Annotated in this window: 13 protein-coding genes; 7 read left to right on the plus strand and 6 right to left on the minus strand. The window is 43.0% G+C overall.

Annotation, left to right across the window (positions count from 1 at the left end; translation table 11 throughout):
* The first annotated feature begins 130 nt into the window (after positions 1-130).
* Together MIC7126_RS0114595 and MIC7126_RS0114600 are read left to right on the plus strand one after the other, a co-directional pair.
* On the plus strand, positions 131-1,177 hold the full coding sequence (locus tag MIC7126_RS0114595; protein ID WP_017653895.1) for a glycosyltransferase family 4 protein: 1,047 nt from the start codon (positions 131-133) through the stop codon (positions 1,175-1,177).
* 105 nt (positions 1,178-1,282) lie between these two features.
* A complete protein-coding gene (locus tag MIC7126_RS0114600; protein ID WP_017653896.1) occupies positions 1,283-2,533 on the plus strand; it encodes a competence/damage-inducible protein A in 1,251 nt (416 codons plus the stop codon).
* Between the two features lie 142 nt (positions 2,534-2,675).
* Here MIC7126_RS0114600 and MIC7126_RS0114605 read toward each other — a convergent pair whose 3' ends face one another.
* On the minus strand, positions 2,676-2,915 hold the full coding sequence (locus MIC7126_RS0114605) for a hypothetical protein (RefSeq protein WP_017653897.1): 240 nt from the start codon (positions 2,913-2,915) through the stop codon (positions 2,676-2,678).
* A gap of 130 nt (positions 2,916-3,045) precedes the next feature.
* Between MIC7126_RS0114605 and MIC7126_RS0114610 the strand changes: the two genes are divergently transcribed.
* Positions 3,046-3,930, plus strand: a complete 885-nt coding sequence (locus tag MIC7126_RS0114610) for a helix-turn-helix domain-containing protein (protein ID WP_017653898.1) — start codon at positions 3,046-3,048, stop codon at positions 3,928-3,930.
* 44 nt (positions 3,931-3,974) lie between these two features.
* On the opposite strand, the gene MIC7126_RS0114615 is transcribed toward MIC7126_RS0114610, so the two are convergent.
* The 3 genes from MIC7126_RS0114615 to MIC7126_RS0114625 all read right to left on the minus strand — a co-directional run bounded on the left by MIC7126_RS0114615 (position 3,975) and on the right by MIC7126_RS0114625 (position 6,145).
* Positions 3,975-5,474 carry a hypothetical protein gene (locus tag MIC7126_RS0114615; RefSeq protein WP_017653899.1) on the minus strand — a complete coding sequence of 500 codons (1,500 nt, stop codon included), beginning with the start codon at positions 5,472-5,474 and terminating at the stop codon, positions 3,975-3,977.
* 64 nt (positions 5,475-5,538) lie between these two features.
* Complete coding sequence (locus tag MIC7126_RS0114620; RefSeq protein ID WP_017653900.1) at positions 5,539-5,871, minus strand: type II toxin-antitoxin system RelE/ParE family toxin; 333 nt, start codon at positions 5,869-5,871, stop codon at positions 5,539-5,541.
* Entirely contained in the window at positions 5,855-6,145 is a 291-nt protein-coding gene (locus MIC7126_RS0114625; RefSeq protein WP_017653901.1) for a type II toxin-antitoxin system Phd/YefM family antitoxin, read from the minus strand. The genes MIC7126_RS0114620 and MIC7126_RS0114625 overlap by 17 nt, the downstream gene beginning before the upstream one ends.
* A gap of 203 nt (positions 6,146-6,348) precedes the next feature.
* Between MIC7126_RS0114625 and MIC7126_RS0114630 the strand changes: the two genes are divergently transcribed.
* The 4 genes from MIC7126_RS0114630 (at position 6,349) to MIC7126_RS0114645 (ending at position 9,399) form a co-directional block, all read left to right on the plus strand.
* Positions 6,349-6,600, plus strand: a complete 252-nt coding sequence (locus MIC7126_RS0114630; protein WP_017653902.1) for a UPF0175 family protein — start codon at positions 6,349-6,351, stop codon at positions 6,598-6,600.
* Positions 6,593-7,087, plus strand: coding sequence for a PIN domain-containing protein (locus MIC7126_RS0114635; protein WP_017653903.1), 495 nt, complete (start codon positions 6,593-6,595; stop codon positions 7,085-7,087). Before MIC7126_RS0114630 ends, MIC7126_RS0114635 begins: the two co-directional genes overlap by 8 nt.
* Positions 7,088-7,179: 92 nt before the next feature.
* Positions 7,180-7,974 carry an LmeA family phospholipid-binding protein gene (locus MIC7126_RS0114640; RefSeq protein ID WP_017653904.1) on the plus strand — a complete coding sequence of 265 codons (795 nt, stop codon included), beginning with the start codon at positions 7,180-7,182 and terminating at the stop codon, positions 7,972-7,974.
* 102 nt (positions 7,975-8,076) lie between these two features.
* Positions 8,077-9,399: a calcium-binding protein gene (locus MIC7126_RS0114645; RefSeq protein ID WP_081603032.1), complete on the plus strand. Its 1,323-nt coding sequence runs from the start codon at positions 8,077-8,079 to the stop codon at positions 9,397-9,399.
* 154 nt (positions 9,400-9,553) lie between these two features.
* Here MIC7126_RS0114645 and MIC7126_RS0114650 read toward each other — a convergent pair whose 3' ends face one another.
* A complete protein-coding gene (locus tag MIC7126_RS0114650; protein WP_017653906.1) occupies positions 9,554-10,942 on the minus strand; it encodes a UDP-glucose dehydrogenase family protein in 1,389 nt (462 codons plus the stop codon).
* A gap of 157 nt (positions 10,943-11,099) precedes the next feature.
* Positions 11,100-12,038, minus strand: coding sequence for a UDP-glucuronic acid decarboxylase family protein (locus tag MIC7126_RS0114655; protein WP_017653907.1), 939 nt, complete (start codon positions 12,036-12,038; stop codon positions 11,100-11,102).
* Positions 12,039-12,282 lie beyond the last annotated feature (244 nt).

Below are 12,282 nucleotides of genomic sequence, written 5' to 3' on the forward strand. Positions count from 1 at the left end.
CCCCTAACCCCATACTCAAATCTAAAAATGTAAAATTTTTATACTGATACTGAGATGAAATCCAGTATATTTATTTAGAAAAGTTTATCTGTCGATTTTTGTCTTATAAATTACTTACCAAATTTTACAGATGCCTCCTCAGATTTATCATCTGATTTCCTTCCTCGTCGCCGCCGTAGTCGTTCTCTGGACTACGCCTGATGTCAAAAACATTGGTATCAAAAGTGGACGAGTAGATCAACCCGGTGGTCGCAAAGTTCATCAACGCCCGATGGTACGGCTGGGAGGAGTTTCTATCTTCGCAGGTACTATCACCTCGCTGTTAATTGTCTGGTGGTTGGGCGGATTTAGCGGTCTTCCACCAGAAAAAGAATGGCAAGTTTGGGGGGTCACTTTAGGTGGTCTAGGTTTTTTCTTAATTGGTTTAGCAGACGATTTGCTGAATCTTTCTCCTTTTACGCGCTTACTGATGCAAGTGATTGTGGCATCTGCTGCTTGGAAAGCAGGTGTGAGTATAGATTTTGTGACTGTACCGACAGTAGGTATAGTAGACCTCCACTGGCTGAGTTTACCCATCACGGTGATTTGGCTGGTGGGGATGGTGAATGCGATTAACTGGATTGACGGTTTAGACGGTTTAGCAGCCGGCGTTTCCGGAATTGCGGCGGTGGTGATGCTCGTTGTGGCGTTATTTATGCAGCAACCAGCCGCAGCCTTAATTGCTGCCGCGATCGCTGGTGCAGCTTTGGGATTTTTGCGCTATAATTTTAACCCCGCCCAAATCTTTATGGGAGACGGTGGGGCTTATTTTATGGGATTTACTCTCGCAGCTGTGGGTGTAATCGGTCTGGTGAAAATTCCTGCTTTCACCGCAGTCCTGTTACCTTACCTCATCCTCGCAGTCCCCATTGTCGATATGTCGGCGGTGATTTTAGCCAGGCTCCGTCACGGAAAATCTCCCTTTAGCGCTGATAAGCGCCACCTGCATCATCGCCTGTTAAGTGCTGGTTTGTCCCATCGTTGGACTGTTTTATTTATTTATTGTCTGACTTTGTGGGTTGGCAGTTTAGCATTAGCTGTAGCCGGTGTACCTAGTGGCATTACTTATGTCTGTATCGCCACCTCCCTACTGAGTTTCGCTATTTGGCGAGCTTGGAGACTTTCTCGACAATCTTAAAGGACTTTGGTTATGGGTAATGGGTAATGGGAAGATGAAGAATTAAGGTGCTACGCAATTTCATAGCTTTGATTACCAATTATCGATTACCTTTTTTCCAATCTCATGAGTGCAGAAATTATTTGTGTTGGTACAGAAATGCTATTAGGAGATATTCTTAACAGCAATGCTCAATTTTTAGCGCAACAGTTAGCCCAGTTAGGCATTCCCCATTATTATCAAACGGTAGTGGGTGATAACCCAGAACGAATTAAAAAAGTTATAGAAATTGCTATTTCCAGAGCACAAATTCTCATTTTTACCGGTGGTCTGGGGCCGACACCAGATGACCTGACTTGCGAAACCATCGCTGATTTTTTTGGCTCTCCCCTAGTGGAACGCCCAGAAGTGATTGAGGATATGACTCGCAAATTTGCTCAACGTAGTCGAGTCATGACCCCCACCAACCTTAAGCAAGCTTTGCTTCCCCAAGGTGCAGACATTTTACCTAACCCTACAGGTACAGCCCCCGGTATTATTTGGCAACCCCGCCCAGAAGTGACAATTTTGACCTTTCCCGGTGTCCCATCAGAAATGTACCGGATGTGGGAAGAAACAGCAGTCCCCTATCTCAAAAGTCAAGGTTGGGGGAAGGAAATTATTTACAGTCGGAGTTTGCGGTTTTGGGGTATTGGTGAATCGGCTTTGGCGGAGAAAGTAGCACCTTTGTTTGATTTGTCTAACCCTACAGTCGCTCCTTACGCAGGGAAAGGGGAAGTCAGATTGCGAGTTTCGGCGAAAGCTACTTCTGAAACCGCCGCCCAAGCTTTGATTTCACCTGTGGAGCAACAAATTAAAGAAATTGCAGGCTTAGATTTTTACGGTGTTGATCATGATACTTTGTCTTCTGTAATCGGTCGGCTTTTACGGTCATCAGGAGAAACACTCTCGGTAGCGGAATCTTGTACTGGTGGTAGACTAGGACAAATTTTGACCGAAGTTTCCGGGAGTTCCGATTACTTTTGGGGTGGAGTGATTTCTTATGACAACTCTGTGAAAGTTCGGTTGCTGGGAGTTAACCCACAAGATTTAGATAAGTTTGGGGCGGTAAGTGCTACCGTTGCTCAACAGATGGCTGTGGGGGTTAAATCTCGCCTTTCCACCACTTGGGGATTGAGTATTACTGGGATTGCTGGCCCGACTGGGGGGACAGATACTAAGCCTGTAGGTCTAGTTTATGTCGGTATAGCAGGGCCTAATGATGAAGTCGCTAGTTTTGAACATAAATTTGGCGCGACACGCAATCGAGATTTTATTCGCTATGTCAGTGCAAATACGGCGTTGGATACACTGCGACGCCGATTGTTGGCGAGGTAAGACGACATTTAATTTGGGTAGTTGAACGGTGTTGTGAAGCGATCGCTTTTTGTCACAAATGTCTCCAGTAGGGGCGAACGGCTGTTCGCCCTGATTCAAGGCTGTTCGCCCTGATTCAAATTGGTAGTCCTACCTTTGATATTCAGTCCAAGGTCACTTGTTTGACCGTAATACTCATCATTTCTCTATCCTCGCTATTTGGTGCAACTTGGGGTTTACTCCAAGCTGCTACTTCCGCAAAGCCGAGGCGATATAGCCAACGAATAATGCTGTTGATACCTTGACGGGAGCCAATTAGGAGAATTTTGACAGATTCGCGGTTGGGTACAGATGAAGGAGGACTGTTAGAGTCTGACGTACGAGAAATAAATTCTTCAGCCATCGGGGTTTGCTTACCTCATTATTTAAGATTTGTTTTTATGTCTTAAAAAAAGAAGACATAAAAATCATACATCATGTCTGCCTACATAAAGACATTTACTCAAACATCACTCTCTGACAAAATTTGAGGCATGGGAAAGGCAGGCGAAGCACTCAAACAGGTTTTAGCAACCTACAATATCAGCCAGAACAAACTGGCAGTTACAATGGGTATCCGACGATGGGATGTTGGGCGTTGGGTACATGGGCTAAATGACCCCACTGGTGAGACAATAGTTGAGATTACTAAAGCGCTGAAGGGACTTAACCCAGATGCATCTGTCGAATTTGTCAAGCTTTATCTGGGAGATATAGTTCAGGGTAAGAAGACAGAATGGTTGATTAATGCAGCTATGAACAAAGTTTCCATTCTCCAACCAAATCAGTCGTACACTTTTAGAAGCTATTTCGAGATGGCGTTTGAGCCGGAGGATATACTAGCTGAATTTGGCTATTCTTTAAAACGTTTATCTCTCAATCTGCAAAAATCAGATGCTGAACTAGACAGACTGACGAATCTCAAATCCAGAATTGAGGAGAGTTTGCCATATATCAGTTTAACTAGCGAAGCAGCCCGCAGAGAGTTACTAATTGCTCCTATTTTATTAGATATTGTTCACTACACCCGCGCCCAATTAAGAATTGAATATCCTTTAAATGTTACAGAAAAATTAAAAGGTTCCCTCGATTATTATCTCCACACAGACCGTAAACTCTTAGTTATAGAAGCTAAAAATGCTGATTTAGCAAGAGGCTTTACCCAACTTGCTGTAGAACTAATTGCTATTGATGCCTGGACTGATTCTCAAGAGCCAATTTTACAGGGGGCTGTCTCCACAGGCGATATTTGGCAATTTGGGATACTGAATCGAGAAGATAAACAAATAACTCAAGACCTGAATTTATACCGTGTCCCTGCTGATATAGAAGACTTGGTGCGGATTTTGGTGGCGATTCTGAGTGGTACAGGAAGATAGCGATCGCACTTTGCATAAAGAAGGCGATCGCTTGTGTGCTGGGATCATTTAATTGCAGCTAAATCACGGTTTAACTTCCTTTTAATTGTATCTATTACCTGAGCTTCCTCTGGTGTAATTATCCCATCTAAATGAGCAATTTTATGACATTGCACTAGTAGGGGTACAGCAAAATCACTATTAACTTGAGCAAGTAACTTTTCTAAAGATGGTGGCGATTTTATTTGAGATGCGATCGCGTCAATTGATGAAGGACTAAGATTAGCAGCTTGTAATTCTGGCAAAATTTCTGACCAGGATTTATCTGGATTACCAGCTAAGACAATATGCACCAAAATCTGATCCATAATCTTTTCTTGAGAAATAGCAGCTTCCAGATATTTTTCACTTTTTAATTGAGCATCTATTAATGTTGCTTCTAAAGTTAAAGGATTTTGCTTTGCTTCATAAAACTGACAAGCGGCGTAACCTAGTGCATAAATCATCACAGCATTAGAACTAGCACCAATTACCGCTCCCACTATTGGCGCATTTCGTAATAAACCCAAACCTGCTTGAATTGCTGTTTTTCCACCTACGCCTAACCCAAAAATTGCTATAATTTCGGCTTTACGCTCTGAATGTTTTAAATCTAGTCCATAAGCCGCTGCAATTTGATAAACTAACTCCACTGATAATACAGATGTAGCAGCCCAATCGACAGCAAACATTGCTGCTGCTTGTCCTGGTACAAGACTACTTGCAAGACCAGTTCCGCCTGCAAAAACAGCTTTCTCTAACATGAGATGATGGGCAATTTCACCCGGGTTAGCATTAGGATACTCTTGCTCTAACTTTTTTACAGCAGCCTCAGCTTTAACTACATCTACTTGTTGAATTAAGGGATTCAACCAGTCTTGATTTAATGATTTAATTGCTGATTGTAAAATAGGATTCTTACCAACTATTGTTAGTGCTTGTCCTGCGATTTGTGTGGCTTGGAAAGCTGCACTACTAATAGCCTCGCCAGCACCGAAAGCAGCATCAGTAACACCTTGTCCCGCTTGAACCGCAGTACCACTTACTACTTCCAATGCACCACCTATAGCCCCACCAAAGTCAACAGCCGCCCCGCCCACTACTCCGAAAAATGAACCAAAAAATGATGGCTGTTCTACAGATAATTGGCTATCTACTGTTGTCTGGGTAATAACAGTTGCGGATTCAGTTTCACTATCTACATGAGGTAGTGAAGCAGATAAATTTGACAGTACCTCTATTGCTAATTCTTGTTGCCAATCTGGGCAATCTTCACCTGTTTCTCGTCCATATATTTTGACTTTTTTGACAGATTGAAGGTTTAAACTAATCAATCCATCATGAATTAGCGAGACTAAAGATTGTTGTTCTGGAACTGAGGTTGATTCCAGCATTACCTGTAAGCAATCTTGTTTTAGAGTAGTTTTGGCGGTAATACTAGGCAAGTTTAACCATTCGCTTACCAAAGTATTAATCGCAGTTGTATCACCCTGTTTGGCAAGTTCCAAAGTATTTGGCTGTGTCATTGTTAGTAACGGTGAGAAAGTTATACCTTGTTTTAGTATTCCCACCTGTAAAAAATTTATAACGCTATGATTCGTCCTCATCAACTTCATCACTCGTCAAAATTGCTTGCGAACTATGACGCACATAAAGCACATAAACAGTATCATCACGAATTGTGAACAGAATACGGTAAAGGTTTTTTGACTTACCATAAATAAGTTGACGCACCTCTTCAGAAAAAACTTCATATTCCAAAGCCAAAGCGCACCGACGGGGTTTTTCTTGAAGAGATGCTATGGCATTCATCAATCCTCTAAACCACTGATCTGCATAGGTTGGGTTATACTCTCTTAGCCACAGATATGCCGCTTCAATTTGAGCATCAGCAGCTTTAGTTGTTCTAACTTGAAATGCCATATTTTTGCTGCATTTCCTGCTCAAATTCTGCAACAGGTCTTGTTCTAAGAGCTTCTAAATCTTCTAGTCCTTTTCTGACTCCAGCTATCGTTTCTAGTTGTTCTAAAAGCTCTAAAAGTTTCTGGTATGACTCAGCATCTTGAACAACAAGTTCTGCTTTGCCATTCACGGTTAAAACCACAGGTTGTCCTGTCTCCTTCAATTGCTGAATAAATTCAGAAGTATTGCGCTTAAAGCTGGAGAGGGAGTGAATATCTCGCATGATGTTGAGCATGGCTTGATTGATGCATTAAATTTGCACTAAATTTAATGCTAGCATTTGTCTATCCAATTTAATAGGTAATATTTGATACTGCAAACCCCTTGCTATCAGCTAACCTACCCCTACTCATCAGCACAAATCATCAGGCGATCGCTATTCAGGTCGGACTAGTATGAGCAATAATTAGAAAATGATCAGGAACCGAGAGGTGAAACATGCACATTCTATCCCTTCAGTATCCCGATGACTTACTCATTACCTCCGGCAAATCACCCGAAGCGTTAGAAACTGAATTGACATTTTTACTTGCAGTCAAACTATTTGAACTGCGCCGACTATCTCTTGGTAAAGCTGCCTCTTTTTGCAACATGAACAAACCACAATTCATGTACGAATTAGGGCGTTTGCAGATTCCGGTGATCAATCTAGATGATGACCAAATCACCGACGAATTACGCGATGATTAATTTCGTCATAGTTGCCGACAGCAGCCCTCTCATCTCCCTGTCAATTATCGCACAACTCGAACTTCTACCCCAACTGTATCAGCGAGTATTACTTCCCCCAGCCGTGTGGTATGAAGTAACAGTCCAAGGTGTGGGTTTACCTGGCGCACAAGCTGTCAGTCAATTGACTTGGCTGGAAATTCAAACTCCTGAAGCCCTTATACTAGAACCATTATCAATCCTAGTTGATCGTGGAGAAGCTGAAGCTATTGCCTTGGCTCAGTCAACTCCGGATAGTACAGTACTTTTGGATGATGCTCAAGCACGACGAGTTGCAGAACGTTTAGGAATTCCCCGCATAGGTACTCTAGGTATTTTGCGTAAGGCGAAAAAAGCAGGCTTGATCGCGGAAATTAAAGTATACATTGAGCAATTACGCACCAATGGAATTTATATCCGACCTAGCCTAGTTGATGCCGTACTACGGGATGTTGGAGAAATAGACTAATTACGGTTCAGACAATTAATCCAGCGATCGCTTGCTGGAATCTTCACAATTTGTTACAAAAGTACAAAGAACTTCTAGAGATCTAAAACCACATGTTCGGTGGACTTACTGGTTTAAAAAATCCTCAAGGTACAGATTGGGGAGAGCAAATGCTCAACACAGTCGCTAGCCAAACGATTCGCCACTTATTCACTCGAAGCGAATCGGTAGAAGTCTTTGTGCGCTGCTATCCCTCCAGCAAACTCTTGCAAGGCAGCATTGATAGTTTCAAAATGAGTGGACGGGGCTTAGTGATCAAAAGAGATTTCGCGGTGGAGGAGATGTCATTTGAAACAGATGCAGTTGCTATTGACTTTGGGTCGGTTTTAGGCGGTAAGCTGACGCTCAAACAACCAACTCAGGCGATCGCTCAAGTAATATTATCAGAAGCTGGTATCAACCACGCCTTTAAAGCCGAGTTGGTGACAAAACGCCTACTCAACCTCTCCTTACCCACCTTGACGGCGTTATCCGACGGTAAACCTGTATCTTTTCCCGAAGTGCAAGTCCAATTATTACCAGAAAACCGCCTGCGAATTTTAGCCCAAGCCGATTTAAACAACGGCGAACTCATCCCTTTGAATATGATTGTCACCATAGCCGTGGAAAAACGGCGACGAGTCTCGTTTCAAAACCCAGAAATTGCATTGGAGTCCGTACCTGAAGCGCAACAAGACATCTCCCGCACCTTGAGCATGGCGCTGGTAGAAATTTTAGATAATATGGTCGATTTAGACCGTTTTGACTTAGATGGGGTGAAAATGCGTCTTAACCGCTTAGAAACGGAAGGACAAAAATTAATTTTCAGTGGATATGCAGAAATTGAGCGCATACCACGCAGCGGTTGATAAAAAATTTGTAAATAGTATTTAAATCTTTTATGTAGCGTAGAGGAAAGTCTCAATACAGGTTTTTCTGTATTGTATCTTACAGATATTCAAATCCTATACATGCTTAAAAACCGTATGGCACTACCTCTAGTCAAAGTATTCAACAAGAATCTTGTTGGCACTAACCGTAATGATTACCTGTTTGGTGGCGACGGTGATGATTACATCGATGGTGGTAAGGGTAATGACTGGTTATTTGGCGGTGATGGTAACGATACTCTTGATGGTGGTAAGGGGAATGATTACCTGTTTGGTGGCGACGGTAATGACATTATCAATGGCGGTGACGGTAATGACTGGCTATTTGGTGGCGACGGTAATAATACACTCAATGGCGGTAACGGTAACGACTGGCTATTTGGTGGCGACGGTAATGACATTATCAATGGTGGTGCTGGAAATGATAGATTTTGGGGTAGTCAGGGATCTGACAGCTTGAACGGGGGTGATGGCAAGGATATTGCTGACTATAGCTTCTTTGGTGAAGGCATCACCTTACGTTTTGAATATGATTATGCGCCGTCATCGCCATCTTCACTTATCTATCAGGCGACCCCAGCTTTGCGGGTGGTCAAAAATGGTGGTAGTGGCGCGTTGCCCATTCCTCTAACAGCTTCTAATCCTAAAGATACTTTAGAATCAGTTGAAACTATTATTGGTGCTGAAGGTCAGACCAATACCATTAACTTTGCCTTCAAAAATGCTGGGACAAATCGTGGTGCGTTTGTTCCAGCCACCTCAGCCCCAGCCATCACTTTGGATCTGGCTGCACAAACACTCTCCTATGGTCAGACTACACTGACGGTGCGAAACTTTAGCAATGCGATCGCCTCGCCAAACAACGATACTCTGCTGGGAGATGACAAAGCCAATGTGTTAGACGGCTTTATTGGCAGTAATGTACTGAATGGTAGAGGCGGTAACGATATTCTCAGAACTTTTGAGAATGATATCCTCACAGGGGGTGACGGTGCTGATCAATTTACTTTAAAAGCAAGCTGGAAGGTTATAGGCGGTCGTACAGGAGTGAATTTTCAAACGATTACGGCTAGTATCATTACCGACTTTACACCAGGAATAGACACTCTAGCTGTTAGTCGAAGTTCCTTCAGTGAGTCAATTCCAGAGGCTTCAGAGTCAGTACTTAACTACTTCGGATTTTCTGGCCAAGGTACTTCCACCCTAGCTCCTGGTCGGTTAGCACCAGAGCGCTTTTTAGTGTTGGGTAGTGGCAACTTTACCACAAATACGCTATTTGTCTACGATGGTGCTACCGGTGATTTGTTCTATCGGGGAGCTTATCCTAGTTTAGGTGAGCAGGTAAAAGTGGCTACTTTACAAGGTGCGCCCACCCTAACTGCTAGTGACATTTTGGCGATTTAAACTCTCACCATCAATGACATGATTTAAACGCCACTCAAATATCTTTAAGTGGCGTTTAAATTTTTGGCTTTAATACTATCTGCGTGAGGCAAAGATAGTCGTAGGGAACATGTTCCCTAACCGCGTACTTTTTTAATTTTTAATCCTTGATCATTTATCGTCCCACGCCTAGATATTGGAACCCAGCCCTGACCATTGTTTCGGGGTCAAGGAAGTTGCGACCATCGATGATGACGGGATGGATCATTAATTGTGCCATCTTCGCGTAGTCCAGAGTGCTGAATTGTTGCCATTCAGTTACGAGTACTAAAGCATCGCAGCCATCAGCCAATCTTTGAGCATCAGTTTCCACTAGCACGCCAGAAAGACCATGACGCATACCTGTTTGGGAAATAATGGGGTCATAAGCTTTGACTTTGGCGCCCAATCGGTTCAGCTGCTCGATTAAGTTGAGGGCTGGAGCGTCGCGTAAATCGTCGGTGTCAGGTTTGAAGGTTAAACCTAGTAGTCCAACAGTTTTACCTTTGAGGATTTTAAGAACTTGTTGGAGTTTCTCTAAAGCAATCAGGCGCTGACGTTCGTTGACGCTGACAGCAGATTTAAGTAATTGGGCTTCGTAACCATAATCATCAGCAGTGTGAATCAAAGCGGCGACATCTTTGGGGAAGCAGGAACCACCCCAACCGATCCCGGCTTGTAAAAATTTGTTGCCGATGCGGGAGTCTAAACCTATACCTTTTGCTACTTGGGTAACGTCAGCACCGACGCGATCGCAAATGTTAGCAACTTCGTTAATAAAACTAATCTTGGTTGCTAGAAAAGCGTTAGCAGCATATTTGATCATTTCTGCCGAGCTGAGGTCTGTCACTAGCACAGGGACGGCAGGTAAAGATTTGTCAGCAGCGTACTGACGTTCGACAATCGGGGCGTATAATTCTTTCATCGCAGCGATCGCTTTTTGACTATTGCTACCTAAGACAATGCGATCGGGGTTAAAGGTGTCATAAACTGCCGAGCCTTCTCGTAAAAACTCTGGATTGCTGACGACATCAAAGTGTGCGATCGACTCAGGTAATTTATCATCAGGCGCTCCACCCGCAGGAACCAGGGTTTTTTGGCGTTCCGCAATCCCATCAAGGACAATCATTCGCACCCAGTCACCAGAACCAATGGGAACTGTAGATTTATTGACAATTACCTTATAACCACCGTTGAGATTAGCACCAATACCGCGAGCCACAGCCTCTACATAACGGGTATCGCTTTCGCCGGTGGGTAAAGGTGGAGTACCGACAGCAATAAATAGAACTTCTCCGTGGGCGACACCAGCGGCGATATCCGTACTAAATTCAATTTTCTGGCTCTGAATAGCCGATTGCATAATGTCTGAAAGTCCCGGCTCAAAAATCGGTGACTGTCCGGACTTCATTAACTTAACTTTCTCTTCGTTATTGTCTACGCAAATTACGTCATGTCCAACGTGAGCCAAGCAAGCGCCTGTCACCAAACCAACGTAACCAGTACCAATTACGCAAACACGCATTTTGTTATGCTCCTCGCTCTATTTAGGTTTTTTCAAAGGATGAAGTTTTCACTAGAAATATGATGTTCAAGTGCAAGACTTGACTACAAAATTACAAGCTACGGTTAAATTTGATAACCATGGTGCTACATAGCACTTGTAAAATTCAGTAAACGGATTACTTAACATCACCTGTAATCCGGTTGCGAAAGTCTTCTATTGTCAGTTTTAACCCTTCTTGTAAAGGAATGGTAGGTTCCCAATTTAACAACGTTTTCGCTTTGGTAATATCCGGTTGACGGCGACGTGGATCGTCAGAAGGTAGCGGTTCAAACTTAATCTGTGCATCAGGATTAACAAGCTTTTGTACAGCTTGCGCTAATTCCAAGATGGTGTATTCGCCGGGATTACCTAAATTCAGCGGCCCAATATAATCGCTATTCATCAAGCGGATAAATCCTTCTACTAAGTCAGAGACATAGCAGAAACTACGGGTTTGAGAACCATCACCATACACTGTCAAAGATTCGCCACGCAATGCTTGTACAATAAAGTTGCTTACCACTCGGCCATCGTTTTCTAACATTCGAGGGCCGTAGGTATTGAAAATTCTGACAACGCGAATATCAACTTTATTTTGTCTGTAGTAGTCAAATGCCAAAGTTTCTGCAATGCGTTTGCCTTCGTCGTAGCATGAACGCAGGCCGATGGGATTGACACTACCTCTGTATTCTTCTGTTTGGGGGTGAACTTCTGGATCACCGTAGACTTCACTGGTGGAGGCTAGGAAAAACCTCGCTTTTACACGTTTAGCTAAACCCAACATATTCAGGGTTCCCATCACATTAGTTTTCACCGTTTTGACGGGATTGTACTGATAGTGTACAGGTGAAGCTGGACAGGCGAGATGATAAATTTGATCAACCTCTAAGCGAATTGGTTCAGTGATATCGTGGCGGATCAGTTCAAAGTATGGATGATCCATCCATTTGAGGATATTGCGCTTGTGCCCTGTATAAAAGTTATCCAGGCAAATAATTTCGTTTCCTTCGCTAATTAACCGATCAATCAAATGGGAACCGATAAATCCGGCACCACCAGTCACTAAAATTCTCATAGTTTCCTAGGGATTTACAGATATTGCTAGTAGCTATTACGCTTATTTTTTAGAGTACCCAGCTTGGACAAAAAAACGCAGAAAGAGCAGAACCAACGAAAAAGATGCTCACAGATACATCGATTTTGCTGCTCCTGAAATTTAATCGTTAGGCAATTTAATTAGCAAAATACCAAACATCTCCTGACATCTAGGAATTTTCCGTCTATAATTCACCGAATCTTCAAGAATAATAAGTATTTTT

Origin of the sequence: Fortiea contorta PCC 7126, from assembly GCF_000332295.1 — a bacterium.
Taxonomy (GTDB): Bacteria; Cyanobacteriota; Cyanobacteriia; order Cyanobacteriales; family Nostocaceae; genus Fortiea; species Fortiea contorta.

Bases quoted from the DNA above. Each gene is read 5' to 3' on its own strand.
- MIC7126_RS0114600 (WP_017653896.1), top strand. From the start codon at position 1,283: ATGAGTGCAGAAATTATTTGTGTTGGTACAGAAATGCTATTAGGAGAT.
- MIC7126_RS0114640 (WP_017653904.1), top strand. From the start codon at position 7,180: ATGTTCGGTGGACTTACTGGTTTAAAAAATCCTCAAGGTACAGATTGG.
- MIC7126_RS0114650 (WP_017653906.1), bottom strand. From the start codon at position 10,942: ATGCGTGTTTGCGTAATTGGTACTGGTTACGTTGGTTTGGTGACAGGC.
- MIC7126_RS0114635 (WP_017653903.1), top strand. From the start codon at position 6,593: ATGATTAATTTCGTCATAGTTGCCGACAGCAGCCCTCTCATCTCCCTG.
- MIC7126_RS0114615 (WP_017653899.1), bottom strand. From the start codon at position 5,474: ATGACACAGCCAAATACTTTGGAACTTGCCAAACAGGGTGATACAACT.
- MIC7126_RS0114655 (WP_017653907.1), bottom strand. From the start codon at position 12,038: ATGAGAATTTTAGTGACTGGTGGTGCCGGATTTATCGGTTCCCATTTG.
- MIC7126_RS0114645 (WP_081603032.1), top strand. From the start codon at position 8,077: ATGCTTAAAAACCGTATGGCACTACCTCTAGTCAAAGTATTCAACAAG.
- MIC7126_RS0114625 (WP_017653901.1), bottom strand. From the start codon at position 6,145: ATGCTCAACATCATGCGAGATATTCACTCCCTCTCCAGCTTTAAGCGC.
- MIC7126_RS0114610 (WP_017653898.1), top strand. From the start codon at position 3,046: ATGGGAAAGGCAGGCGAAGCACTCAAACAGGTTTTAGCAACCTACAAT.
- MIC7126_RS0114630 (WP_017653902.1), top strand. From the start codon at position 6,349: ATGCACATTCTATCCCTTCAGTATCCCGATGACTTACTCATTACCTCC.
- MIC7126_RS0114595 (WP_017653895.1), top strand. From the start codon at position 131: ATGCCTCCTCAGATTTATCATCTGATTTCCTTCCTCGTCGCCGCCGTA.
- MIC7126_RS0114605 (WP_017653897.1), bottom strand. From the start codon at position 2,915: ATGGCTGAAGAATTTATTTCTCGTACGTCAGACTCTAACAGTCCTCCT.
- MIC7126_RS0114620 (WP_017653900.1), bottom strand. From the start codon at position 5,871: ATGGCATTTCAAGTTAGAACAACTAAAGCTGCTGATGCTCAAATTGAA.